Consider the following 24,678-nt stretch of genomic DNA (forward strand, 5'->3'; position numbering starts at 1 on the left):
TAGGTAGCCGAGCGGTTTCGGCGTTTCGTCACGCGGTCACCCGGCAACGCGGTGACAGAGCGGGAGCAACGCCGCTGCGATGAGCGGCGGCACGAGCCCCGCCACCTGCGGGAGGGCGTACAACACCGAGACGACCGGGGCCACCATCCCCGTCGGTGTCGTCTGTTGATCCGGCGGAACGGAGATAACGAGGCCGGTGTACAGTGCGACGATGAACAGGTAGCCAGCCGTCGAGAGAACGGCGTCGTACCGGTCGTGTACGGGGTCGTTGCGCCGATGCCGACGCGCCACGAACAGAACGGGTGCGATCAACGGGACGACGACGAACAGGCCGACGACGGCGAAAAAGGAACGCGAGAGCGTCAGACTCCCGCCACGGCCACCCGTCGTCCCCGCAATGATGCCGATCACCGCGGCGATGAAAAGGACGCTCGCCGCGGCGGTCAACAGTCCACCCACCAGCACGTACGACCGGCAGAGCCGCGAGTCGGTCGCCCGAAACGCGTAGGGAAAGGCCCCGAAGACACCACCGTAGTCGTCGGTCATCGGCGGGTGTAATCGTCGGGGTGAGTTAACGGGTCCGGATCGGATCGGACCGGACCGGGGCGAATCGCTCCCGTCCGACCCGGTTCGGGACGGACCTGCCTCGTCACCGAGCGACGTACGCCGCCGGGTCGTCGTCCACACGCTCGGCGCCACCGAGCAACGTCAGCCACCCCAAGAGGTGTGCCACACGCTCGCGCCACACCTCCGTCCACGAGCGGTTCCTGTGGCGCTCCCATGTGGGCACCCGCGTGCGGACGGCCGCGAACGTCTCGTCGACGGTCAGGGGGGTTTCCGCGGTCCGGAGCGTGTCCGAGAGCGTGTCGGCGGCGAACACGTGGGCTAGGAGTGCCTCGCGACAGCCGTCGACCGTCGGCTCTCGGTCGGTTCGGCGATACCCGGAGGCGGTTTTCGCGGCGAGTTCGAGCGCCCGAAGAAAGGTGAGCCACGTTCGCGCCGCGTCGCGGCTCGGGAGGTCGAGGCAGCCGACGAGGCGGGCACAGCAGTCCGCCTCCGAATCGGGGACCAACGGCACCGCCCGCCGAGCGCGTTCGACGGTCTCGAACCCATCGGGCGGGACGGGGACGGGTTTGAATTTCACAGCCCAAAGGACTCGGCCAGCAGGTCGTGGTTCGTCCCGCCCAGCGCGTACGTCGGACCGTCGATGACGTCGACGGTCACCTGCGCGGGGGCAAACACCGACTCGGGCACCTCATAGAAGTCCCAGCCGGCGTTCTCGAACACCTGTTCGAAGGGCGTATCGTACTCGGCGGCCGCGGTGGAGGGCACCTCGTCGAACCGATCGAAATCCTCGCGCACCTGGAGATACACCTGCCCGCCGTACGCCAACGAGTCGTTCGTCCGGCCCATCGCCACCCCTTCGTCGTGGCTCACGGGTGCGACCGGGGCGCTCCCCGCCGCCGACACCACGTCGGTGGGATCGTAGCCGAGCTCGAACAGCCTGAACAACGCGAGTTCGGGTGCGCGCGCGGCGGCGCTGACGCTCCCGGACATCGACCCCGTGGCGTGTGCCGGCATGAACACGCCGCTCGGTGCGACCCCCGCTCGGTCTGCAACCTGTTCGGCGGCGTCGTCGCCCGGCAGCGTCGCCGCCTCGACGGCCAGTACGGTAAGATCGAACTCGTCGTAGTACCCAACGGCCTCGAACTCGGCTTCCTCACCGACGAGCGCTCGAGCGGGCCCGGAGCCGAGACCATCGACCCCGTCGGCAACGAGTTCCCACCCTGCCTTCTGCGAGCAGAGCAGGGCGAGCGCCGGCTTGTCGGTCGTCAGTTCGACGTGGGGAAAGGGGGTTCCGGCCACCTCGTCCATGCGGGTCTGGATCGTCGCCAGTCCTGCCGTTTGGATCTCCGCCAGCAACAGCCCTGCCTCGATACCCCCGGCCGCCTCGACGCCGAAATCGAGCACCGTCGCGCCCGATTCGAGCTCCAGCACATCGACGTTGAGTTCGCCGGCGAAGTCGATCGCCTCGTCGACGAGTTCGACGGCCATCCGGTTGAGACTCTCCATGCGGGCGAGTTGGTTGCTTTCGGTTAAATGGGTTGTCGGTGCCGGCCCGACGCCGGAGCCTGCCCGAGGTGGTGTACGGACGGTCGGTTTCGGCTCTCGAATCCGCCAGACGAAACAATATGGTCGTGATTAAGGTGTTGCATCGCCACCACACACGACATTTTACGAACGAACGACTACGCAACCTTTTTGACCGCATGGGGACCAGTGGTATCCGAATTCAAAGTTCAATTCGAGTATGTTACGCCATGATTCTGAACAAAACGGAACAAAACTCCGGTGACGGTGTCCCGATGGTAGTATCGATACCCGCGGCCGGTCGGTGGTGGGAGTCGTGACCGACCCCGTTCCGACGACGTGTATGCGGTGTGCCGTCGGCTGTGGACTGATCCAGCGCGGCGTCGACATCGGGTACGGCATCGACACGGTCCGAGGAAACGCGAACCACCCGGTCAACCACGGGATGGCGTGTTCCCGCGGCGTCAGCGAGACGGCCGACCCGGACGGCGAGTGGCTCACCCGCCCGCTCGTCCGACGGGACGGCGAGTTGATGAAGACCACGTGGGACACGGCGCTGTTCGAAGCACGCCGCGGGCTTGCGGCCGCGATGGCCGACGACCCCGGCGGGGTGGCGGTGTTGGGGAGTGGCCAACAGACCAACGAGGCCGCCTACGCGCTGGGAAAACTCGCCCGCGGCGGGATCGGCACCCGATACTACGACGCCAACACGACCCTGTGTATGGCGAGTGCGGTGACCGCCTACTACGACGCCTTCGGGAGCGACGCGCCGCCGCCGACCTACGAGGATATCCCCGAGGCGACGGGTCACGTCGTCTGGGGGGCGAACCCGTCGGTCGCCCACCCCGTGATGTGGCGGTGGATCACCGACAGCGCGGCCGACGGCGACCTGATCGTCGTTGATCCGGTGCGGACGGAGACGGCCGAGGCCGCCGACCACCACGTCGCTGTCGACCCTGGCGGCGACCTCACCCTCGCCCGCGCGGTTCTCGCCCACGTCGTCGAGACGGGCCGTGTCGACGAGGCGTTCGTCGCCGAGGCGACGACCGGTTTCGACGACCTGTGTGCCTCGCTCCCCGACCCCGCTGTGGCCGCCGACCGGGCTGGCGTCGCGATGAACGATGTCGAGCGAATCGCGGCAATCCTCGACGACGACACGCTGATCTACTGGGGGATGGGTATCAACCAGAGCGTTCAGGGGGCCGACACCGCCGGTGCGCTGATCGATTGCTGTCTCGCCACCGGAAACCTGGGGCCAGGGAGCGGTCCCTTCTCACTCACCGGGCAGGCGAACTCGATGGGAACCCGCGTCTGTTCCTCGAAAGGGACGTGGCCGGGCCACCGCGACTTCGACGACCCAGCGGAGCGTGCCGTCGTCGCCGACGCGTGGGAGGTGCCCGTCGACCGCCTCCCGGACGACACCGGGCCGGGACCGGTCGGGGTCGTCGACGCCATCGACTCCGGCCCCGTCGAGGCGGTGTACGCCGTCGCCACCAACCCCGTCGCCGGGATGCCCGACGCCACGGCGGTAGCCGACCGTCTCGCCGATGCCTTTCTCGTCGTGCAGGACGCCTTCCGGACCGAGACGGTCGAACACGCCGACGTGGTTCTCCCGGCGGCGACGTGGGGCGAGTCCGACGGCACCGCCATCAACATGGAGCGAACCGTCTCTCGGGTCCGCCCCGCGAGCGACCTCCCCCGTGGCGTCCGCACCGATCTCGACATCATCCGCTCGCTCGGCGGGGTCCTTGTCGAGGACCTCTTCGACGGACCGACCGACCCCGCGGCCGTGTTCGACGAGTTCGCCGCGCTCACCGCGGGCACGGATGCCGACTGCTCGGGCATCAGCCACGACCGACTCGACGAGGAACTCGCGGTTCGGTGGCCCGCGCCCGACGCCGAGACGAGCGCCGGATACCGGTACACCGACGACGGCGACGACTGGTCGTTTCCCACCCCCTCGGGCCGGGCACGGTTCACGGCCCGAAAGGGACGGGCGCTCCCCGAACCCCCCGACGAGTCCTACCCGCTGACGCTGACGACGGCCCGCGAGGCCGACGGGTACAACACCGGCGTTCGCTCGCGTGACTCCCCCGACGACCCGGGACCGCTCGTGGGTCGGGTCCACCCCGACACGCTTGCCGACCACGACGACGCCGTCGAACCCAACGAGGCCGACGAACTCCACGCCACGGTCGAGTCGCGCCGCGGGCGGGCCGTTGCCCGACTCACGCCGGACGACGCCATCCCTACGGGGATGGTGTGGCTCCCGATCCACCACCCCGCGACAAACGAACTCACGCATCCGGCAACCGACCCCCGGTCCGACGAACCGAATCTGAAACAGTGTGCGGTCCGTCTCGTCTCGCCGGCGTCGGAGTCGGTGACACCCGTCTTCGAGCGCGAACGGCCGCCACAACACCCGTAAGGCCGTCGCCCCGTCACGTCCCGTCGCGTGACCCCCGCGCCGGCCGTCCCAGTGCCGCCTCGACGTTCTCGACTTTCGACCGCGCGGACGTGTCGCTCGCCCGCTTGTCGTCGATTTTCAGCACCGTACTCACGCGGTCGCCGTCGACCGCCCGGTGGGCGGCCTCACAGGCGTCGAACAACGTCCCCACGTCGTCGGCCTCGATCACCGTCCCCATGGGGTTTGTCTCGTACTCCACGTCAAAAGAGTCGAGCGCCGCGACCGCATCCGCGACGTCCTCGGCCATGCTTCCCGACCGCACCGGTGCGACGCTCAGGAGTGCAACGACGGTCATGCCCGTCGATACGGCGCCGACGGAAATGTGGATTGCGCCCCGAACGCGCCGGTGTCAGTCGTCGTCGCTGGCGACCGCCCCGGGCGCCGGTGAGGAACCGACGATCCCCGCCTCGTTTGCGACGCGTGCAATCCTGGGTTGGAACACCCACGCGGCCAACAACACGATCGGTATCATCGACATCGCGACGATGGAGTAGCCCAGGTGGAGGTTCGCGAGAAACGGCGCGGCGTACACGAGCGGATAGATGATGCCGCCCACGGTGCCGACGCCACCGACGACACCCGCGACCGACCCGGAACTGTCCGGGAACATCGCAGGCACCTGTGCGAAGATCGCACCCTCGGAGAACGCACAGCCCATCCCGACGAGAAAGCCGGCCGCGACGGCCACCAGCACCCGTCCCGAGAGTCCGGCGAGTGTCATCCCGAACATCGTCAGAACCACGAAACACAGCGAGACAAACGTCCACTGCTCGCGGTAGCGACCGGTGAAGATCGGGAGGATGTTCCGTTCGTTGCGGGCCAACACGTCGCTGACGTAGCCGCCGATGGGGCGCAACAGTCCGGCCGCGACCGAAAACGTCGCCGCGAAGGTGCTGGCGAGAACAAGGCTCTCCGTGTTGAATCCCTCGCGGTAGTAGGTTGCGAGCCACCCGTTCATCGACAGTTCGAGTCCGAAGGTCATCACGTACGCAAGCGCAAGAACGATCGTTCCGTACCGGGTCGCGGTGTGGAACCAGCCCTTGAAGCTAGCGCTTTCCTTTGTCGCCTGCCGTTTGTCCTCGGTTTTGGCGGCTTCACCGAGGGCGTAGTACACTATCGCGAGGCCGATGGACACGACGCCGGTGTAGAAGAACGCCGCCCGCCAGTTCGTCGAGAACAACGGACCGTTCCACCCCGTGGGAAAGACCCGGGGCAGAATGAGTGCCCCGCCGGCGGCCCCGGCGTTTCCGATTCCGGCGTAGATTCCTTCCGCGGTCCCCAGTTCGTCCTCCTCGAACCACTCCGAGACGTGTTGGATCCCGATAACGAACGTGATGCCGGCGGTGGCGACGATCAGCCGTTCGATAAAGAAGACGGTGTAGCTCTGGGCGAACGCCGACGCCATCGAGAACACCCCGACGTACGCGAGTACGATGGCGAACACCGCCGGCGCGCCGAACTTATCCGAGAGCCACCCGGTCAGAATGCGGCCGAACGGCGCCAACCAGATGGCGGCACTCGCCAACACCCCGATTTCGGCCAGTTGGAGGCCGAACTCTTCGGCCATCGGCCCTGTAAAAGGCGCAAAGGAAAACCAGATCAGAAACGAGAAATTGAATCCTATGGTCGCCAACACTAACGTCCGGTATTTGGTCATCCGGACGAGGCTCATGGGTCCACCTCGCAGGTTGAAAAACGTTTACTGATATGGGAATTATCGGACTCTACGTCAATTTTTTGCGTCAAATAGTGGATGTTGGTCCATATTCGATTCGGCCGACGAGCGGGTTATACATAAATGTGTTCGTTTACAAACACTCGCAAAAACAAAAATAGGTGAACAATCATCCGATATACAGTCGAATATATTGTCATTAAGGCTGTTTATCGTGGCGACATCAACGTTGTCTGAATATCCAACTCGCAACTTCGAGCTTTACCTCGACCGGCCGGTCGCGCGTCCCGACCCCGTTCACCGAGGCATCTTGTAGCCGTACCGGCCGCCGCCGACCACGGGTTCATTACCGGGCGTGTACAATCCACCATCATGTACGCGGTGGTCGGCTGCACCGACTGTGGGGGGTTGTGGCTAGTTTCTGACCCGGATGCGGCGGACACGGCGACCTGTCCGACCTGTGGGACCCGACACCGGACGGCGCGGCTCAAGCGGTTGTTTACCGCTGTGGATCGTGAGGCCGCCCGCGAGGCGCGCGCCGCGATGCTCGCCGAACGTGCCGGTGCGACCGACGCCTTCGAGTCGACGCCCTCCGTGGCGGCGTCCGAGCGAGCGGTCGACGATCCGGTTGTCGACGACCGGGAGTATCTGGACGCGGCCGGTGTTGACGCCGATGCCGTCGCCGAGGCAGGGAAGCGCACGTCGCGAGGATCGGGGACTCGCTCGGGCGGTGGTAGCCGGCCGGACATCGTCCGCGAGGCCATCCGAACCCTCGACGACCCCGACGAGGCGGCTGTGGTGGCGTACGCGACAGATCGGGGCGTGCCTGCCGACGCCGCCGCCGACCTTCTCGACCGCCTCGTCCGTCGTGGCGAGGCCACCGAGAACGACGGCACCTACCGGCTCCTGTGACTACCGTCCGAGCGACTCGTGGGCGGAGGAGAGGTGACGGGAGCCAAGCGCCGCGAGCAGGGAGAGTTCGCCTGCCAGCGCGCCGGCCGCCACACACTCCGCGAGCGCGTCGGCGTTCGACCCCGGCGGGTCGCCGCCGCCGGCAACGCCGAGGAGGTCGATCGCTTCGGCCTGTGTGGGGAGCTTTGTTCCGCCGCCGACCGTCCCGACCTCCAGACTCGCGAGCGAGACGCTGACGTACAGATCACCGCCGCGCGTCTCGGCCGTCGTGATAGCGTTGGACCCTTCGACGACCTGTGCCGCGTCCTGTCCCGTGGCGAGAAAGGTCGCCGCGACGACGTTCGCAACGTGGGCGTTGAACCCCAAACTCCCCGCCTTGGCGCTGCCCACCAGATTCTTTCGCGTATTCACCTCCGCGACCGCCTCCGGCGTCGTGTGGAGATGCTCCTCGACCACCTCACGGGGGATCGACACGTCGGCCGTGACGCTCCGCCCCCGCCCCTCGACGGCGTTGATCGCCGCGGGCTTTTTGTCCGAGCACAGGTTGCCCGAGAGAGCGACCAGCGCCGCCGGCGTCTCCGTTTCGACCACCTCCGCGGCCGCCCGGGTCGCGATGGTGACCATATTCATCCCCATCGCGTCCTTCGTATCGAACCGGAACCGGATAAAAACGGAGTCGCCGACGACGTAAGCCGTCACGTCGTCGAGTTTGCCGTGGTTCGTCGTCGCCTCGGCGGCCTCGCGGAGGCGGTCCTCGTTGTCCCGGACCCACCCGGCGAGGGCCTCGGCCTCGGCCACGTCCGTGACCCGGAAGACGGGCGCACGCGTCATCCCCGATTTCGTGACACGGGCGGTCGCACCGCCGGCGGCGTCGATCACGGAACACCCGCGGTTGACACTCGCCACGAGCGCACCCTCGGTCGTCGCCATCGGGAGATACCGCTCGCCGTCGACCGCGCCGCCGTGGACGGTCACCGGTCCGACGACGCCCATCGGCACCTGTGCCGTCCCGATCATGTTCTCGATGTTGGCGTCGGCGCGGTCGGCGGGGAAGCCGTATGAGCCGATCACATCCAGATCGACGCCGGTTTCGGACGCGACCAGACGCCGCCGGGCGGTCGCCGCCGTGTCGGCGTCGGCGTGGTCTTCGAGTTCGTGGAGCCGGATGTCGCCGTCGCGGACCCGGTCGACGAGGGTGTTCGCGTCGGTGTCACTCATGACTCATCGGTGGTCGTCCCCGCGCCTAAGCGTTACCGTTGTCCCGTGGGTCGTGTGCCGATCCGGTCACCCGGGTAGTCGGATGTAACCGATCCCCGGCTTTATCGGAATCCTCGGCTGTCGGTCGACCGGCCGTGCCGATACTGGCCGCCGTCAGGCAGGCGCCGCGGCCCCGCCCGACTCCGCCATCTGCCAGACGGTGACCCCCCCCATCACACCGAGACCGACCGCGAGCACGAACAGCATGGCGTCGGTTCCCGCGGTGGCGACCAACTCCCCGGCCAGAACGGGCGCGACGAACGAGCCCAGCCACCCAGCCACGCTGGCGAGCGACACGGCCGTTCCGGCGGCGCTGGGCTCGACGAACTCCTGTGCTGACCGGTACATGAGACCGATCTGGAGTTGAACAAAGACCCCTGCGAGGACGAGCATCGTGACCAGAACCGCGACGGTCGTGCTCAAGAACATGGCGATTGCCAGTGCGGTTGCACCGGCGAACGAGGCAGCAAAGATCGGGCGTCGCCGCTGTGCGAAGACCGTATCAGAAAGCCATCCACCCGCGGGTCGGGCGAGAACCCCGACCGCGGGAAACAACGCGACGAACGTGCCGCTTGCCGCCAACGAGACGTCGAACCGCCCGGCGATGTACGTCGGCATCCACGAGTTGAACACCATGTACAGTGAGTATCCGAGTATCGTGACGACGACGACCATCCACACGTCCCGGTTTCGCAACACCCGCCTGAGGCCACCCAGCGAGATCGGATCGGTGGCCGTTTCGAACCGTGGGACGCGGCCGACCGCGGCGTAGAGCACGAGGGACAACAGTAACACCGCACCGCCAAAGACCGGAAACACACCCGGCCAGCCGATGACCTCGGCGAGGCGTGGCGCACCGAACTGTCCGATCGCGTATCCCGCGGGATATCCCGAGATGATCACCGACGTGGCCGTCGCCCGCCGGTCGGACGGGACCGTGCTCGCGGCGATATCGATGCTGACGACCCACAGAACGAACATCCCGACGCCTGCAAACAGCCGTGACGCGATCAGCAACGAGACATCGCCGCTGCTTGCGGCGATCCAATCGCCAACGCTGCCGACGAGGAGAACGGCCCCCGAAGCCGGAATAACGGCGCGGGTCTTGACCCGGTCGATGTAAACACCAACGGGGATGCCGATCACCGTCGCGGTGACCTGTGGCATCGAGACGAGTGCGGCGGCCGTGCTCTCCGCAATGTTCAGGTCGTTCATCACCAGTGTGAGAATACTGGCGGGGGTGATCAGATACGCACCGACAAACAGGAGCAACAGCCATCCGGCCCCGATGGTCGCGACCCGCCACGCCGACCTCCCGGTGGGGTCACCGACGCCCGTCACTCCGGTGGCCCCCACATGGTTGCTTGTCTGGGGCCGAAAACAACCTCATACACCGCGGAGTCCCCTCCTGGGGATGCCGTGGTCGGACGCCGCGACCATACCACACCGACCGTGACTGTCGTGTTTGGCACGGCCGTTGCAACGGTCACCTGATCCTTCGGCCACTCGATCAAAAGTGTTCGCGACTGCAGGTGCCACACAACGTTTCCTCTTTCTTATCCACCTCGCGCACGGTTGGGGAGAAACTCATCACGCACCGTTCGCGGTCGCAGTGTTCGAGGCCGAGGGTGTGGCCGATTTCGTGGACGACCTCCTTGCGGACGCGGTTGTCGAACACCTCGTTTCCGGACGTGGCGGTCATCCCGCCGTCGGAGGAGGTCTGGAGGCGGTATGTCGAGATGACGGAGCCGTTGCCGTTGAGATACGCGAGACCGAAGACGTAGTTTCGCCGCCGGTAGTAGAGATCCTCCGCGGTGATGCCGATGTTTTTCTCGCCCGTCCCGATCCTGCTCGTGAGTTCGATGAACTCCTCCGCCCGGTACTGGTTCCGGCTCCGGTCGAACGCGCCCTCGGGGAGGGTCTGTGCGTTGTGGACGGTTACGTCACAGTCGTACACGGACCGCAGACCGGCAGAGGCTTCGCGTTTCACCCGTGCCGGGACATCCCCGATGGGCACGATGTCGACAAGCATGGAAGAAACTAAGCGTGGCCCCACAATAAATATCCCGACGTGACGGCCACGCGCGCCGAACTCGCCGACCGACTCGCCGGCTACGACAGCCTCGTCGAAGTTGGGATCGGTCGCCGCCCGGAGGTGGCGGCCGCCCTCGCCGACGCCGGTTCGGACGTGACCGCGACGGACGTGTTTGACGCACCCGTCCCGGCGGGCGTTCGGTTCGTTCGCGACGACGTGGTCGACAGGGCGGCGGAACTCGACGGCGACGCTCACCCCGGCGACCCCTACCGTGTCGACGCCGTCTACGCGCTGAATCTCCCGGCCGAACTCCAGGCGCCGGTCCGGGACGTGGCCACCGCCGCCGCCGCCGCCTGCCTTTTTACCACACTCGGGTTCGAGGAACCCACAGTCCCCGTTGCCCGCGAGTCGGTCGGTCGCGAGACGTTGTATCTCGCCCGTCAGAGATAGCGGGTATCGTTGCCGAGGACTCAGCCCCGAAGTCGGTCGACCTCCTGTATCGACGCATGTCGAATGATCGACACCACGGCGACGCCGACCGTGAACCGGGTCACCACCACGCCTACGTTGATGCCGGTGTCGACGCCCGCGAGGACTGGGCGCGGCGGCGGCGAGAGGGGATTCCGACCGACAAACAGTTGCTCGTCGTTGCCTGTATGGACGAGCGAATCCCGGTCGAGGAGGCCCTCGGCCTCGATTTGGGCGATGCACAGATCTACCGCAACGCCGGTGGGAAAGTGACCGACGACGTGATCCGGTCGGCGGCGCTGACGACCCAGTTTTTCGACACCACGGAGATCATCGTGGTCAACCACACCGACTGCGGGATGATGAGCGCCCCCGACGACGCTGTCGTCGAGGGACTCGAGGCGGCCACAGGAGGGAGCCTCGACGACGTTGCCCTCGACCCTTCCCTCCCCGAACTCTCCATCGGCGACGCCTCCGTTGCCGACTGGGTCCGGATGACCGACGACATAGACGAGGCGTGTGCCGCACAGGTACGTTATCTCGACGAACACCCACTCGTCGATGCGACGGTCCACGGCTACATCTACGAGGTCGAGAGCGGCCACCTCCGCTACCCCGGCGGGCGCATCGCCGAGGACATCAGCACCCGAGTCGACTGATCGCCCGTCGGCCCGGACTTTGAGAACACGGGTGTCCTCGGTCCGGGCATCGGAGTGTCGGGCCTCGACGTGACCCGGGCGTGCAACGAGAACCTGCCGGGCCCTACCCGGCAAAAACACACCAGCGAGACGGCGACGACCCACCACCGCATCGAGACCCGCCCGAACACGGACGACCGCCACTCTCAGGCCGCCGGCTCCGGATGGGTGTTCGGCGCCGCCGAGGGGGATCCGCGGATGGTCGGGTGGTCCGACGGCCCGCGGCGAGCACCCGTCCCGACAGCCACACGCTCTACCTGATCGAGGGGTATAGAAAGGCCCTTGTCCCGACGTCACCCTCAGCGTGATATGAACGCCGACGCGGTCGTGCTCGATATCGACGGGGTGCTCGTCGACGTCGCCGACTCCTACCGGCGGGCCATCATCGAAACCCTCGATCGGGTGTACGGCGAGACCGTCGACGACGACACGATCCAGCGATTCAAGAACGCCGGCGGTTTCAACAACGACTGGGAACTCACCGACGCGGCGGCCCTGTTCGTTCTCGCGGACGACGCGGGGTACGATACCGACGTGACCGCCTTCACCGACGCCGTCGCCGCCGCCGGTGGCGGGTTGGACGCCGCGGAAGGTGTCGTCCGCGACGCACCGATCGACGACGAGGCCGTTTTCGGCCGCTGGGAGCCCGACCACCTCCGGGCGGTGTTTCAGGCGCTCTATCTCGGCTCCGACCGTTACCGCAGGCTGGAGGGTGGCGATCCCCCCGTCGAGTCACGGGGGTATATCCGCGACGAACCCGTTCTCGTCGAGCGGTCGACCCTCGACGCCCTCACCGAGCGGTTCGCGATCGGCGTTCTGACCGGGCGACCGGCCGCCGAGGCCGATATCGCGCTTGACCGCGCCGGCCTGTCGGTGGCCGACGACCGACGGTTCACGATGGACGACTGGGCCGAGGGCAAGCCACACCCGCAGGCGCTGACGACGCTCGCGGATCGCTTCGATGCCGACGCCGTGGTGTTCGCGGGCGACACCCTCGATGACGTGCGGACGGCGACCAACGCCGCCGAGGCGGATCCCGACCGGACCTACCGCGGTGTCGGCGTTCTCACCGGCGGGCTGACCGGTCAGTCGGGTCGCCGGGCCTTCGACGACGCCGGGGCCGCGGCCATCATCGAGACGGTGAACGACCTACCCGACCTTCTGGAGGGACCGTGACCCCCGACCGCCGGCGGTTCGCCCTCACCGCCGCCGCCCTAGTTACGGTCGTGGTCGCCGTCGTTGTCGCGACGACACAACCCGATCTAGACACTCGGATGCGCGCGGCCGCCCCGGGTGTCGCCGTTGCCCTCCTCGTGGCGTATCTGGTCGCAGTTGGCGGAGAATAGGGGGTCCGATGCTCAAGACCGGCCGTCGCCGTCGATAGCGACTCGCGGTTATGCCCGCCGGGTATCCATCGGCGTCTCCACCAATCCTAACCCTTACCTCAACGCCGACCACAGGCAAACCATGCGAATCGCGCTACTCGGCGGGACCGGCGATGTCGGCGAAGGACTGGCCCTCAGATGGGCCTACCACTCCGACCACGAGGTCGTGATCGGCTCCCGCGACCCGGAGAAGGCACGCACGAAAGCCGAGGAGTACGAGACCGAACTGTCGAGTCGGGGTGTCGACCGCAAGATCAACGGCTTCGAAAACGAGATGGCGGCCGACCGAGCCCGGGTGGTCGTTCTCGCGGTGCCCGCCTACCACGCAACCGACACGGTCGCGGCGGTCGCCGACTCGCTGTCGGAAGGTGACGTTCTCGTCACGCCCGCAACAGGCATGAAACGGGACGAGAACGGCTTCCATTACAACCGACCGGGTGCGGGCAGTGTCACCCGACTCGTTGCCGACGCCGCCCCGGACGGCGTGTCGGCCGTCGGCGCGTTCCACAACCTCGCGGCCGGTCGGCTCGCGAACTTGGACGCCGACCTCGGTATCGATACGCTTCTGGTCGCCGACGACGACGACGCCAAGGAGACGGTCCGTCTCCTTGCTGAGGATATCGACGGTCTCCGTCCGCTGGACGCCGGCGGCGTGGCCAACGCCCCGGAGATCGAGTCGTTGACGCCGCTCCTGATCAACGTCGCGATGAACAACGACGGCCTCCACAACCTCGGCGTCCGGTTCGATTAAAACCGCCCTTCGAGTTCCTCGCGCAGGTCGTCGACGCTCAGCCCTCGCATCGCCAGCAACACGAGCAGATGATACACCAGATCCGCGGACTCCGCGAGCAGTTCCTCGTCGTCGCCGTCTTTCGCCGCGAGAATGGCTTCGGTCGCCTCCTCGCCGATCTTTTCTAACGTCGCGTTGTCGCCTTTCTCGTGTGTGAACAACGAGGCGGTGTAGGAACCCTCCGGGAGTTCGTCGCGGCGGTTCTCGATGGTGGCAAAAAGCGTGTCGAGAACGGTTTTGGGGTCTGACTCGTCGGCCATGGCCGACCGGACGCCCGGCGGAGTCAAGGGCTTGTCGTTACGCCTCGGCCTCGCTCCGAAGCGGGTCGAACAGCGCAAGGCGGTGGAGGCGGTCGTCGTTTGTGAGTTCGGGGTGAAACGCCGTGGCGACAACGGGACCGTCCTGCACCGCGACCGGTCGATCGTCCCACGTCGCGAGCACCTCGACATCCGGCCCCACCTCGTCGACGACGGGCGCCCGAATAAACACCGCGTGGAAGGGATCACCGAGACCGGTCACGTCGAGGCCAGCCTCGAAGCTGTCGACCTGCCGGCCGAAGGCGTTGCGGTCGACCGCGGCGTCGATCAGGTCAAGCGTCTCGACACGGTCGTCGCGAGCGTCGGCGGCGGCGACGATGAGGCCGGCACACGTCGCGAGAATCGGCTTCCCGGCGGCAGCGTGGGCGCGGATCTCCTCGTCGATCCCCTCCGTTTCGAGAAGGTGAGAGATGGTCGTCGATTCGCCGCCGGGCAGAATGAGGGCGTCACAGTCCGGAACGACCCCGGCGTTGCGGATCCTGACGGTGTCGACGCGTTCGTCCGCCGCTCGCTGGGCGGCGGCGACGTGTTCGCTCACGTTCCCTTGAACGGCGATCACGCCGATGCGGCGATTGGCGGTCACAGCGAGACGAGGTTCAGCACCTGCACGAGCACCCCAAACAGCACGCCAAACGCGACGATCGTTTTGGGGTTGATTCTGATGGCGTTGCGGTCCTCGGCATCAAAGTAGCGGACCAATCCCGCACTCGACATCAGCCCGCCGCTTTGGCTTCCACTCATGTTTTAGCGTTGGCGCTTCGAGTGTCTAAACGTTTCGTTCCGGTCGCCGGTTGGCAAACGCTTATCAGCGCCCGTCCGGAAGCCGACGACGGATCAATGACCGTCCGACTGCTCGATTTCTACGCCGACTGGTGTGGTCCCTGTGACGCACAGGACCCCATTCTGAAGGAACTGGTGGCCGATTACGGTGATGTCGAACTCGAGAAAATCGACGTCGACGCCGACCAAGACACCGCCAACGACTACCAGGTCCAGTCGCTCCCGACGGTTGTCGTCGAGAACGACGAGGGCGTCGTCGACCGATTCGTCGGCGTCACCCAACGACCCGACATCGAAGAGGCGCTTGAACGCGCCGGCGCCTGAGCCGTCGTTCCACACCGGATCGACGTACGAGCGTGTTCACCGACGGTCCCGAACCGTCCGCTTCTCTTCCGGATACACCAGAGAATCAGTTCGATCGCCCGAAAAGATACACGCGTACCGAAATTATTTATCTTACCAGACGTATGTTGTGCTATGAGCCGAAATGACACCACAACTCGTATCGCTTCTCACACGGAGTACGTTCGGTCACGGTTCCGGTGTCCCGGTTGTGGCGAAATCGCTCCCCGCGACGGTGACCGGTCCGACGGGCCGCTTTGCGTGCGCTGTCACAACTAAATGAAGACGACCGATCTGCCCTCGCCGGCCGAGGCACAGAACCCGGAACTGGAGTGTCTCTTCGATGACCCCGCGGATCCATCGGAACTGACGGTGTTCGCTCCTGGTACCGATTCTCTCGCAACCGAATGGCTTACGATCGACTGGGAAACCGCCCGGTCCCTCGACCGACTCCGGTAGTTCGACGCCTGCCGAATCCTCACCGTTATGCCGATCGAACCCCAATCAGGGTTTAAATGGGTATCCTCGAAAGCAAGTCCCGGGCACGCCTGTTCTACAAGTACCTCTCGAAGGTGTATGACCAGGTTAACCCTTTTATCTGGAACGAGGAAATGCGCGCCGAGGCGTTGGAACTCCTTGATCTGGACCCGGACGACCGGGTACTCGATGTCGGTTGTGGCACCGGCTTCGGAACCGAGGGACTCCTCGAATACACCGACGACGTCTACGGTCTCGATCAGAGCATCCACCAGATGGAGAAGGCTTTCGAGAAGTTCGGCCGCACAGACACGGTGAACTTCCATCGTGGCGACGCCGAGCGGCTTCCCTTTGCCGACAACAGCTTCGACGCCATCTGGTCGTCCGGATCGATCGAATACTGGCCCAATCCCGTCGACGCACTCGAGGAGTTCCGCCGTGTCGTCGAACCCGGCGGTCCGGTACTCGTCGTCGGCCCCAACTACCCGAACAGTTCGGTGTTCCAACGGCTTGCCGACGCGATCATGCTTTTTTATGACGAGGTGGAGGCCGACCGCATGTTCGCCGATGCCGGCTTCGAGGACGTTCAACACGTAACAATGGGTCCATCGTACAACCCGGAAATCGCCATCACAACGCTCGCCCGCGCTCCGACGCGGTAGCCGATAGACGGACGAGGCGTCTTCCCTCGTACCGGAGGTCGACTGTCACGCGGTCGCCAGCCCGGACCGTCGGCCGGTTCGTCGACGCGACCCGGAGCGACGCCCGCTCGCCCGGTTCCCACACCGGGTCGGCGGCGGCGTTGAACGGGCCTGTCGGGCCTGGGCGAAATCCGGATGCCGAAAAGAACGGTATCGGGGGCTGGTGGCGGAGCGGCGTTCCATCGACACGAATCACCACGTTGAGGCGACGCACGTCGAGTGAGTCGCCGGCGCGGTTGGAGAGAACGATCCGTTCCCCGTCGACCGAGAGCGTGACGGCGGCGACCGATGGCGGGCCGGGGAGCGTACCGAGGGCGACGGCGACGGCGGCGGTACCGAGGGCGGCGGCGATCAGGAGCGAAACCGGTGCTGTGCGGTCGACCATCGGTCACCGGTGGCCGCGTCACCACATATAAACGTCGGCGTTCAGCCGGCCGACGCCGTCGGCATCGCTGCCGGCGTGTTACCGGTCTGCCCCGTGCCGCCGCTAGCGGTCACTCGCTCGACTCCCGGCGTCGCGCCCGGCACGATCACCAACTCGACCGACTCGCCCAGCGTCTCGACGACGATGGTGTACTGCCGGTTCGGCGAGAGCGTCCAGAGGCTGCCGTCGTCACCCGTGGCTCCGATCGATGTTGCCTCCCCGGACCCGACCGCCACCGATACGTCGGCGTCGACCGGCTCACCGGTCGACTCGTCGACCGCTTGGATCAGTACGGGACCGCCAGGGTACGTGTGGTTCGCCGAGAGCCGGATCCCGTTGTCCGACCGCTCGAAGCGGTTGTCGGTGACAACGGAGTCGAGCGGACGGCGCTGGTGTTCCGCGTAGAGGACACGGGCGTCGCTGTCGACAAAGGCGGTCAGATCACCACGGCTGTGGGCGATGCGCACAGGATGCGTTCCGCCGCCGCCGAACACCTGTGTCTGCTCGCGTGTCGTGTTCCAGATGATCGGGTAGCTCGCGGCGACAATGTCAAGTGCCACCTCGAGTTCGATGGCGTCGCCCCCACCGTTTCTGAGGTCGCCACGGTACGACTCTCGGAGGTACTCCCCGTCGACGATGGCGGTCATCGTGATGCTCTCGGCCCCGGTGGCGAGGTAGAAGCGAGTGGGCCCGGCCCCGCCGCGCAACACCGTCGCGGCGTGGCTCCGAACCGGTCCGGTGAACGCCGAGAGGCGATTCCCGATCGACGCCAACCGTCCCCGGTTGAGTTCGATCCCCGGCGTCTCGGCGGCCAGTGCCTCCAACCGAGCCCTGCGCGTGTTGAACTCCTCCGCCACGGCGCTGATACGGACGAGGGTGACGAGCAGCTTCTGTGCGCCAATCTCGTTCCGGCTGTACGCCCGGATCGCCGTCGTCTGCCTACGGTCGAGGTCTTCGACATCCGCCTCGAACGACCGGAATGCGGCTCGGAGGCGCTCCCGTCGCTCCGTGGTCGTCTCGGCGGCTTCGACGCGTTCGACCATCGCAAGCGTTTGGAGTCGGTCGGTGGTCGCGTTCGTCGACAGCCCGACACCAGAGCCGAGGTCGACGTAATGGCTCTCGACCGACGAGCGCTCGACCCTCGGCTGTGACACGCCGAGTACGTTGATCTGTCTGAGGCTACCGTTTCCCTCTGTCTGTGCAACCACAGGCTCGTCGGCGACCGCTTGGGGTGGCGGCTCCGCCGGATCCGTGTGTGTGGTCCCACCGAACCCGCCGACCGCCCCAACCGCAGCCACGGGAACGAGAAGGGCTGTTATCAAAACGGGGAGGGCTCTCATCGCCCGACGATACAGCCCCACCATACTAAAACCCTCCTTCCCGGTCATCTCGCGACCGTTCCCACGTCGGCAGGTACTCTGAGTCGATAGAAAGCGTTTTGCCGCCTCATCGAGACCCACCACATAATGCGGCTTGCTGCGACCCTCCTCGCCGTCCTGATCCTCCTCGCGGGAACACTCCCCGCGGCGACGGCCGCCGAAGCCGGGTCCTCACCCCCCGATGCCGGCGTCACAGCGACGCCAGCCGACCGCCCGGCCCTCGTCGGTCCGTCCCCCACTCGCATCGACACACCAGTCCTCACCGAGATTCACATTGCCCCCGATCCCGGCGGCGACGCCCGGTGGACCATCTCGATCCGATACAACCTCTCCGACGAGACCGACCGCGGGGCGTTCAACCGGTACGGGCGGCGCTTCGAGGCCGGCGATACCGACATCGGCCTCGGGACAGAGTTCTTTCGCACCCTCGCCGGCGAGGCCGGTCAGGCCGCCGACCGAGAGATGGAAATCGTCCGCCCGACCCGCAACGCCACCGTTCGGAACGGTACCGGCGTTCTCTCGCTTTCTTTCACGTGGACGAACTTCGTCACCGACGCCGGCGATGGGTTCGTCATCCGAGACGCCGTGTTGATGCCCGGCAACCGGACGTGGCTCACCTCGATCGAACCGGGCCAACGGCTGGTTATAGAGACACCTGATGGGTACCAGGTAACCGACACTCGGTTCGGTCTCGACAACGGCTCCGTCGTTATCGACGGTCGACATACCTTCCGGGATCCACTCACTATCTCGTATCAGCAGGCAACGGTTGAGGACCCCTCCGACCCGCCGTGGCCGCTGATCGGCGGCGTTGCGGTCGTAGGGGTCTTTCTCCTTGCCGCCGTCGCGTACGCCCGGCGGTACCGTGGTGACAACGCCCCCCCGACCGGCCCGACAGCGCGCTCCCCGGATGTCGACCCGCCGGGATCCGGTTCCGCCTCCGTTTCCGATCCGGACGGCGACGCCGCCGGGACGGACGTGAACGGGGGCCCCGACGGAGCGGGGGCGGCCGCAACCGACGACGCCGCCGAGGACACCGAGAACAACGTCGACCTATCCTTGCTTTCCGACGAGGAACGCGTTGAGTACCTCCTTGACCAGAACGGCGGCCGGATGAAGCAGGCCCGGATCGTCCGGGAGACCGGATGGTCGGACGCCAAGGTGTCTCAGTTGCTCTCGGCGATGGCCGAGGACGGCCGGGTGGAAAAGCTTCGTCTCGGTCGCGAGAACCTTATCTCGCTGCCCGACGAGAAGCCCTGACCGGCCGGGCCGACAATGACGGCCACGGCGCGGTCGGGATTGCCCCCGCAGACCGTTCCGAAACGGGGCGAGCGACCGATGACGATCACAGGCCGACTGCGGTGAGGCGTCCCTCCGGTGCGACCCCGAGGGCGGCGCCGAGACGTTCACGGCCGCCTCTCCACCCGCCATGTCGAGGATTCAGACCGGGAGCAACGACATAGGATACGCCGGTCTGTGGGGAATCCGGTAGGCCCAACAACCGGCGGTCGCCGTCCGGACTCGACACCCTCGGTGTCGACCACTCCGCGGTCACCTCCGACCGCACCATCACGGGCATGGTGACCCCCGACGCCGACGCCGACGCCGACACAGACACCGATCCGGACGCAGTGACCTCCGATGACGGGCCGGCAGAGACGCCACCGAACCGAGAGCCAATCAAGCGGGCACAGGACCCTCCCGTCACGGCCGCTCAGCAGACGCTCGTGTTCACCACCGGGGACGAGCGGAGGTCCGAACCGACCACGGGTTCGGCGCGTGAACCGACGGCGAGAGACACGGGGACCGCAGGACCGGACGGCAGCCCCGTCTCTCGCCGCGAGCCGTCACGTACTTGACTCGCCCGTCCTTTCTGCCGGGCGATGGAGTATCTGGATCGCCGGATCGGGCTGGTGAACGATCGCCTCGAATCGCTCGTCGAGGCGGTCGAACCGCCGGAACTCGCGGCGGAGCTTGAACACGTCGCGCTGGCGGGCGGCAAGCGGGTCCGGCCGGCGGTGACGGTGCTCACCTGCGAGGCGGTCGGTGGAACTCCGGAGGACGCGGTCGACTTCGCCGTCGGGGTCGAACTCGTCCACAACGCCTCGCTGGTGATCGACGACATCATCGACCGGTCGGCGGTGCGCCGCGGCACGCCGAGCGCGTGGGAGGCGTTTGGCTACGGCCCGGCTATCGTCGCCAGCGACGGCCTCCTCGGCGAGGCGTTCGCCCTTTTTTCACAGGACGAACGCGCGATGCGCATCGTCGCCGAGGCGATGGTCGAACTCGGCGAAGGTGAGGCGACGGAACTGGTCGACCGCCCGGAGACGGAAGCCGAGTACATGACACTCGCGCGCCGGAAGACGGGCGTGCTATTCCGGTCGGCTGCGGAACTCGGCGCGGTCGCCGGCGGCGCCGACGCGTTCACCGTCGAGTCGCTGGGTGACTACGCCGAACGGGTCGGCGTCGCGTTCCAGATCCGAGACGACGTGCTTGACGCGACGGCCGACGCCGGCGACCTGGGTAAGCCCACGGGACAGGACGCCGAGATGGACCGCCCTTCGCTGGTACAGGTAACCGACGTTTCTCCGGAAGCGGCAAACGACCGGGCACGCCACGAGTCGGAGCGTGCGCTCTCGGCACTTGAGGCCGCCGAGACGCGGAACGTCGACGCCGTGGAGTACCTGCAGGATCTCGCCGAGTTTGTCGTCGTCAGGGAGCGTTAAGCCGGATCGGCGCCCGTCGGGTACCGCGACTCCGCGATGGCGAACGTGAGCGTGCTCAACACGCCGAGCAGCGTTCCCACGGTGAGCGCAATCGCGAGGTCGGTGAGTGTAAGCGGTGTCACGCCGGGGACCGGCGGGAGCAGAAACCCCGTCACTGCGTACAGAACGACCGCGATGGCGGCGACGTAGAACGGGGCGTTCAGATAGCGCCATTTGAATCGGTCGGCGAGGTACTCGTCGGTCACCTGCCCCAGGCTGCTGGTGATCCCGGCGGCGGCGAACCACCGGATCGCCCCGTTGACCAGCGACGCAAGCACCGTTACCGCCGATGGCGACCCGCCGAGTCCGGCTCTGACGGTGCGCAACAGTCCGAGTCCCTCCACACCACCGACGACAAGCAGCGCCGCCGCGACGACGTAGGTGATGATCGTCACCCGACCGGCGTACAGGAGGTTTCTCGCACGGTCTGCGGCCTCGTCGACCGTCGACTCCAGCCCCAACCCCCGGAACAGCGTGTAGAGCCCGAGGAGGGCCGAGAGAAGCCCGATAACGGCCGCCCCGGGGACGTTGAAGAAGGTGGCAATCGTAACGAACGGATAGATCAACAGGAGAATGCCCAGTGGGACCAGAAGCGTCCCGCGGGTTTCCGGGTCGGCAAGTACCTGCTTGACGGTGTAGTACATTGATTCGAGATCCTGTGCCTGCCGGACGACGACCCGACGGACGCTGTCGATGGGAACCCGCGACCGGATGACCGGGAGCACCGACTCGTCCTGTGCGCCGTCGGTGATGACGATGGCTCGGACGGACTCGCCGGTCGAGAGCCTCGCAAGCACCGTATCCACCTCGTCGCCGACGGCCCGTGTCGCCCGCACCTCGCTTCCCTGCATCCCGGTGACCGCCGCCACCTCGACCTGTTCGTTCTCGTCGGCCCGGAGGCTGTCGAGGACGTGCAACCCTTGAAACATAACGTTCACGTCCGAGTCCTCCGGATCGGCCGTCGCGAGGGCCACAGCGCCGTCCTCGACCGCCTCCCGCCCCACGACCGGCGTCTCCAGCCCGGTCTTGCGGCCGAGGTCATCGTCCAGGTCGACACAGAGCACCAGGAGCACGCCCGCAAGTACGCCGTCGGGTTATTTTTGTTTTCGGGCATCCGTCCCCGCGAGGTGTCGCTGCTCCCTCGTGAGCGTGCCACCGGGTGTGGGGTGCGGATCGACACGGCTCATCCCTGCTTGGGCCGCTGCGACCGTTCCGAACGGTCCCGTTCCGCTCGGTTTGCCTGTGACACGACCACGACGGCGAGTGGCGCGTGACAACCGCCGGGTAGCACGTCGAGTTCCGGCCCCCGTGTCCGGGTCGGGTCGCGGCGCCGTCGACGGGGAACCACGCCGCTAGGTGAGCACAAAGACCAGCAGGCTGGCCGCCATCGCTGTCAGAATGATCGCGACGGCGAACGCTCCGCCCATCGAGACGACGGCGTTCGCGTGGCTCGCGAGCGTCTCGGTGCGGTCGTTTCCGAACACCGTCACGGTCGTGCGCTCGGTCGCCAGCCCCGCCTCGACGGGTCCGAGGTCGTCAACTGCCTCCGACACGAGCCGCTCGATCAGTTCGACGAACGCCCCGTGGTCGATTGCCGCGCCGACCTGGTTGTCAGCCTCGACCGTGTTGACGATGTGGGTGTCGGTCGTCATGATCTCCGCCACGTCGATCGGTTCGTCGGCGGTCACCGACTCGACGACTCGCCCCCTAAGCCCGGGCACCATATTGTTGCCGTCGACAAGAATGTACGCGGTGTGTTGCCCGTCGACCTCGACGACAGCGACCCGGACGCCGAGCGGTCCGATCCCGTCGATGGCGTCCCACTCGGTCCGGTCCCATGCCACCCCGAGTCGGATCGGGCCGGCCGGCCGCTCCGCCAACCGGCGGCCGGCCTGCCTGGCCGTGGTAAGCATATCGAACGCCCGCTCGCTGCCCGGCGTGACGTGGCCGAGGTCGTCGCCTTCCAGCCCGTCGTTCGAGTTGTGGGCGTCGATCAACAACACGTCGTCGAGCCCGGTCGTGCGTGCCTCCGCCGTGACCGAGAGGCCAACGCCGTACTCCACGTCGTCGGCGAACCCCGGCGCGTAGGTGGCAACCAGCAAGGCGTCGTCGCCGAACGCCTGGCCGAGCATCGTCGCCTCGCCCGACTCCGTTCGAGTGCTCCGGGTCGCCGCCGCGTCGTAGGTGAGGCGGTCCTGTGCCGCGTCGACGGCGTCGAGGATAGTGTCCACCTCGCGTTCGGTGACGAGGTTGAAGTCGTGACCGGCGGTGGCGTGTGGGGGAAAGACCAGCCCATCGGTGTGTTTGGCGACGCGTACGGGAAAGTTTCCACCACCGATTTCGCCCATCGGACCCGGGTGGATCATCGGCAGAACGAATCGCGCCTTCTGCGTGCCGTCGGGACGACGGAAGGCGAGCACCGTCACCGGGACGACCGCCTCCTCGCCGAGTTTCTCGAAGAAATCCTCGAGTTCGCGTGACCCCTCGGCGACGTGTCCGATGAACCCGCCGATAAAGTCGAGCACGGAGACCCCGAGACTCCGCTGCCACGGGCGGTCGATAACTCGAATAAACACGTAGACTGCGGCGGCGTAGATGAGACACGTGACGGCGAGCAACTGGAAGTGATTGGGGCCGATCACCCACAGTTCCGGCGGGGCCTCCGAGGCCCGCGAGAGATACGGCGTCAGATAGGCGTCGAGGAGCGGTCCCCCGAGTTCGAAAAACCGGACGGTGCCGCTGTAAATAAAAAGGAACACGGCGGAGACGGCGGTCTGAAGGCTGGCGGGCACGGCGGCGATCAACAATGACGACTGGGACACCGCCATGACGACGAGCAGACGGAAGGCGAACACGGAGGCCAACGCAACCACCAGCGCGTCGTAAACGAACGTTTGTCCGAGGGGTGTGACCTGTGCGATGACTCCCGCTCCGGTAACGATGGCGACGAGGATCAGTTCACAGAGCAGCGCGAGCAACGATGACCGGTTCGGCGTGAGTTTCCCGCCGACGAACCGGTCGACGCCGGTCGTGCCGAACGACGCGATGACCGTCGGCAGGCCGATGAAAAAGATTCCCTGCCACGCGTCCCGCCCCAAAATGAGCAGGTTGCGAACGGTCGGCGAACCGGTCCCCGAGTCGAAGGCGGCGATACCGGTCATCGCGGCGATGATCAACGCGAAGCCGAGACTGGAGTACCACCGCGGCGCGGTGAAGATGTACCGCGACAGCCCGGCGAGGTCGGACTGGGTGGCTGTCATCGGTGGGTCCGACGCGACCCGGCGTGGTAAATCTCTCCCCTCGTGTCGACGCAAACCGTAACCCCTCGACCGCGGCCCGACGCCGACCGACCGACCGGCATCGTCACCGACAACGGTCGATAAAGTTCCCGAACAGTTCCTCACCCTCGGCCGTGTGGGCGACCTCGGGGTGCCATTGCACGCCGTACAACCCCCGGTCGGCATCGCTCATCGCCTCGATGTCACACACGTCGCTCGTCGCGGTGTGGGTGAAGCCGCTCGGCAGCGCAGTCACCTCGTCGGCGTGACTCGCCCACACCCGCGTCTCCGGGGCGAGCGAGCCGACGACCGGATCCTCGTCGTCGACGATGTCGACGTCGACGTCGGCGTAGCCGCCGTAGTCACCCGAGCCGACCGCCCCGTCGAGTTCGGTCGCCATGATCTGCATCCCCAGACAGATGCCAAGGACCGGCACG

General features: G+C 66.6%; 28 protein-coding genes. 12 read left to right on the forward strand and 16 right to left on the reverse strand.

What is annotated here, in order from left to right:
• Positions 1-36: 36 nt before the first annotated feature.
• From Q0925_RS07565 to mch, 3 genes are all read right to left on the reverse strand, one after another.
• A complete protein-coding gene (locus tag Q0925_RS07565; RefSeq protein WP_299333598.1) occupies positions 37-546 on the reverse strand; it encodes a hypothetical protein in 510 nt (169 codons plus the stop codon).
• Positions 547-649: 103 nt separating this feature from the next.
• Entirely contained in the window at positions 650-1,144 is a 495-nt protein-coding gene (locus Q0925_RS07570; protein WP_299333601.1) for a hypothetical protein, read from the reverse strand.
• Positions 1,141-2,073, reverse strand: a complete 933-nt coding sequence (gene mch / locus Q0925_RS07575; RefSeq protein ID WP_299333604.1) for a methenyltetrahydromethanopterin cyclohydrolase — start codon at positions 2,071-2,073, stop codon at positions 1,141-1,143. Before mch ends, Q0925_RS07570 begins: the two co-directional genes overlap by 4 nt.
• 334 nt (positions 2,074-2,407) lie before the next feature.
• Here mch and nasA point away from each other — a divergent pair, with 334 nt between their 5' ends.
• Positions 2,408-4,519, forward strand: a complete 2,112-nt coding sequence (nasA, locus tag Q0925_RS07580; RefSeq protein ID WP_299333606.1) for an assimilatory nitrate reductase NasA — start codon at positions 2,408-2,410, stop codon at positions 4,517-4,519.
• A gap of 13 nt (positions 4,520-4,532) precedes the next feature.
• Here the strand turns inward: nasA and Q0925_RS07585 are convergent, their stop codons facing one another.
• Positions 4,533-4,853 carry a thiamine-binding protein gene (locus Q0925_RS07585; RefSeq protein ID WP_299333609.1) on the reverse strand — a complete coding sequence of 107 codons (321 nt, stop codon included), beginning with the start codon at positions 4,851-4,853 and terminating at the stop codon, positions 4,533-4,535.
• 54 nt (positions 4,854-4,907) lie between these two features.
• Complete coding sequence (locus Q0925_RS07590; RefSeq protein ID WP_349254400.1) at positions 4,908-6,230, reverse strand: MFS transporter; 1,323 nt, start codon at positions 6,228-6,230, stop codon at positions 4,908-4,910.
• 375 nt (positions 6,231-6,605) lie between these two features.
• Here Q0925_RS07590 and Q0925_RS07595 point away from each other — a divergent pair, with 375 nt between their 5' ends.
• On the forward strand, positions 6,606-7,145 hold the full coding sequence (locus Q0925_RS07595; RefSeq protein WP_299333612.1) for a DUF5817 domain-containing protein: 540 nt from the start codon (positions 6,606-6,608) through the stop codon (positions 7,143-7,145).
• Here Q0925_RS07595 and hmgA read toward each other — a convergent pair whose 3' ends face one another.
• From hmgA to Q0925_RS07610, 3 genes are all read right to left on the reverse strand, one after another.
• Positions 7,146-8,363, reverse strand: a complete 1,218-nt coding sequence (gene hmgA / locus Q0925_RS07600) for a hydroxymethylglutaryl-CoA reductase (NADPH) (RefSeq protein WP_299333615.1) — start codon at positions 8,361-8,363, stop codon at positions 7,146-7,148. It lies immediately after the preceding gene.
• A 153-nt stretch (positions 8,364-8,516) separates the two neighbouring features.
• A complete protein-coding gene (locus tag Q0925_RS07605; protein ID WP_299333618.1) occupies positions 8,517-9,758 on the reverse strand; it encodes an MFS transporter in 1,242 nt (413 codons plus the stop codon).
• Between the two features lie 154 nt (positions 9,759-9,912).
• Complete coding sequence (locus tag Q0925_RS07610; protein ID WP_299333620.1) at positions 9,913-10,434, reverse strand: archaemetzincin family Zn-dependent metalloprotease; 522 nt, start codon at positions 10,432-10,434, stop codon at positions 9,913-9,915.
• Positions 10,435-10,473: 39 nt separating this feature from the next.
• Between Q0925_RS07610 and Q0925_RS07615 the strand changes: the two genes are divergently transcribed.
• From Q0925_RS07615 to npdG, 5 genes are all read left to right on the forward strand, one after another.
• Complete coding sequence (locus tag Q0925_RS07615; protein ID WP_299333622.1) at positions 10,474-10,887, forward strand: UPF0146 family protein; 414 nt, start codon at positions 10,474-10,476, stop codon at positions 10,885-10,887.
• 56 nt (positions 10,888-10,943) lie between these two features.
• A complete protein-coding gene (locus tag Q0925_RS07620) occupies positions 10,944-11,564 on the forward strand; it encodes a beta-class carbonic anhydrase (RefSeq protein WP_299333625.1) in 621 nt (206 codons plus the stop codon).
• Positions 11,565-11,912: 348 nt separating this feature from the next.
• A complete protein-coding gene (locus tag Q0925_RS07625) occupies positions 11,913-12,779 on the forward strand; it encodes a TIGR01548 family HAD-type hydrolase (RefSeq protein WP_299333627.1) in 867 nt (288 codons plus the stop codon).
• Entirely contained in the window at positions 12,776-12,949 is a 174-nt protein-coding gene (locus Q0925_RS07630) for a hypothetical protein (protein WP_299333629.1), read from the forward strand. Before Q0925_RS07625 ends, Q0925_RS07630 begins: the two co-directional genes overlap by 4 nt.
• A gap of 121 nt (positions 12,950-13,070) precedes the next feature.
• Positions 13,071-13,739, forward strand: coding sequence for an NADPH-dependent F420 reductase (gene npdG, locus Q0925_RS07635; RefSeq protein ID WP_299333631.1), 669 nt, complete (start codon positions 13,071-13,073; stop codon positions 13,737-13,739).
• Here the strand turns inward: npdG and hisE are convergent.
• From hisE to Q0925_RS07650, 3 genes are read right to left on the reverse strand one after another with little or no spacing between them, the layout of a single operon-like run.
• A complete protein-coding gene (gene hisE, locus Q0925_RS07640; protein WP_299333633.1) occupies positions 13,736-14,038 on the reverse strand; it encodes a phosphoribosyl-ATP diphosphatase in 303 nt (100 codons plus the stop codon). The genes npdG and hisE overlap by 4 nt on opposite strands.
• Positions 14,039-14,075: 37 nt before the next feature.
• A complete protein-coding gene (pdxT, locus tag Q0925_RS07645) occupies positions 14,076-14,678 on the reverse strand; it encodes a pyridoxal 5'-phosphate synthase glutaminase subunit PdxT (protein WP_299333635.1) in 603 nt (200 codons plus the stop codon).
• A complete protein-coding gene (locus tag Q0925_RS07650; RefSeq protein WP_299333637.1) occupies positions 14,675-14,836 on the reverse strand; it encodes a preprotein translocase subunit Sec61beta in 162 nt (53 codons plus the stop codon). Before Q0925_RS07650 ends, pdxT begins: the two co-directional genes overlap by 4 nt.
• A gap of 96 nt (positions 14,837-14,932) precedes the next feature.
• On the opposite strand from Q0925_RS07650, the gene Q0925_RS07655 reads away from it, so the two are divergent.
• From Q0925_RS07655 to Q0925_RS07665, 3 genes are all read left to right on the forward strand, one after another.
• Positions 14,933-15,199, forward strand: coding sequence for a thioredoxin family protein (locus tag Q0925_RS07655; RefSeq protein WP_299333640.1), 267 nt, complete (start codon positions 14,933-14,935; stop codon positions 15,197-15,199).
• A gap of 297 nt (positions 15,200-15,496) precedes the next feature.
• Entirely contained in the window at positions 15,497-15,676 is a 180-nt protein-coding gene (locus Q0925_RS07660; RefSeq protein ID WP_299333643.1) for a hypothetical protein, read from the forward strand.
• A gap of 56 nt (positions 15,677-15,732) precedes the next feature.
• Complete coding sequence (locus Q0925_RS07665) at positions 15,733-16,356, forward strand: methyltransferase domain-containing protein (RefSeq protein ID WP_299333646.1); 624 nt, start codon at positions 15,733-15,735, stop codon at positions 16,354-16,356.
• On the opposite strand, the gene Q0925_RS07670 is transcribed toward Q0925_RS07665, so the two are convergent.
• Both Q0925_RS07670 and Q0925_RS07675 read right to left on the reverse strand, forming a co-directional pair.
• Positions 16,325-16,780, reverse strand: coding sequence for a type IV pilin (locus Q0925_RS07670; protein WP_299333649.1), 456 nt, complete (start codon positions 16,778-16,780; stop codon positions 16,325-16,327). The two genes, Q0925_RS07665 and Q0925_RS07670, sit on opposite strands and share 32 nt — an antisense overlap.
• A gap of 41 nt (positions 16,781-16,821) precedes the next feature.
• On the reverse strand, positions 16,822-18,159 hold the full coding sequence (locus Q0925_RS07675) for a DUF7096 domain-containing protein (RefSeq protein ID WP_299333652.1): 1,338 nt from the start codon (positions 18,157-18,159) through the stop codon (positions 16,822-16,824).
• A gap of 126 nt (positions 18,160-18,285) precedes the next feature.
• Between Q0925_RS07675 and Q0925_RS07680 the strand changes: the two genes are divergently transcribed.
• On the forward strand, positions 18,286-19,458 hold the full coding sequence (locus tag Q0925_RS07680) for a helix-turn-helix transcriptional regulator (protein WP_299333655.1): 1,173 nt from the start codon (positions 18,286-18,288) through the stop codon (positions 19,456-19,458).
• A 623-nt stretch (positions 19,459-20,081) separates the two neighbouring features.
• Positions 20,082-20,924 (forward strand): polyprenyl synthetase family protein, encoded by an 843-nt coding sequence (locus Q0925_RS07685; RefSeq protein WP_299333658.1) that lies wholly within the window; start codon positions 20,082-20,084, stop codon positions 20,922-20,924.
• On the opposite strand, the gene Q0925_RS07690 is transcribed toward Q0925_RS07685, so the two are convergent.
• From Q0925_RS07690 to Q0925_RS07700, 3 genes are all read right to left on the reverse strand, one after another.
• Positions 20,921-22,036, reverse strand: a complete 1,116-nt coding sequence (locus Q0925_RS07690) for a DUF373 family protein (RefSeq protein WP_299333661.1) — start codon at positions 22,034-22,036, stop codon at positions 20,921-20,923. The two genes, Q0925_RS07685 and Q0925_RS07690, sit on opposite strands and share 4 nt — an antisense overlap.
• Positions 22,037-22,315: 279 nt before the next feature.
• Positions 22,316-24,223 (reverse strand): DUF2070 family protein, encoded by a 1,908-nt coding sequence (locus Q0925_RS07695; protein ID WP_299333664.1) that lies wholly within the window; start codon positions 24,221-24,223, stop codon positions 22,316-22,318.
• 103 nt (positions 24,224-24,326) lie between these two features.
• A partial coding sequence (locus Q0925_RS07700; RefSeq protein ID WP_299333667.1) for a glutamine amidotransferase-related protein occupies positions 24,327-24,678 on the reverse strand: 352 nt, incomplete at its 5' end.

Source organism: Haloplanus sp., from assembly GCF_028275055.1.
Classification (GTDB): domain Archaea; phylum Halobacteriota; class Halobacteria; order Halobacteriales; family Haloferacaceae; genus Haloplanus.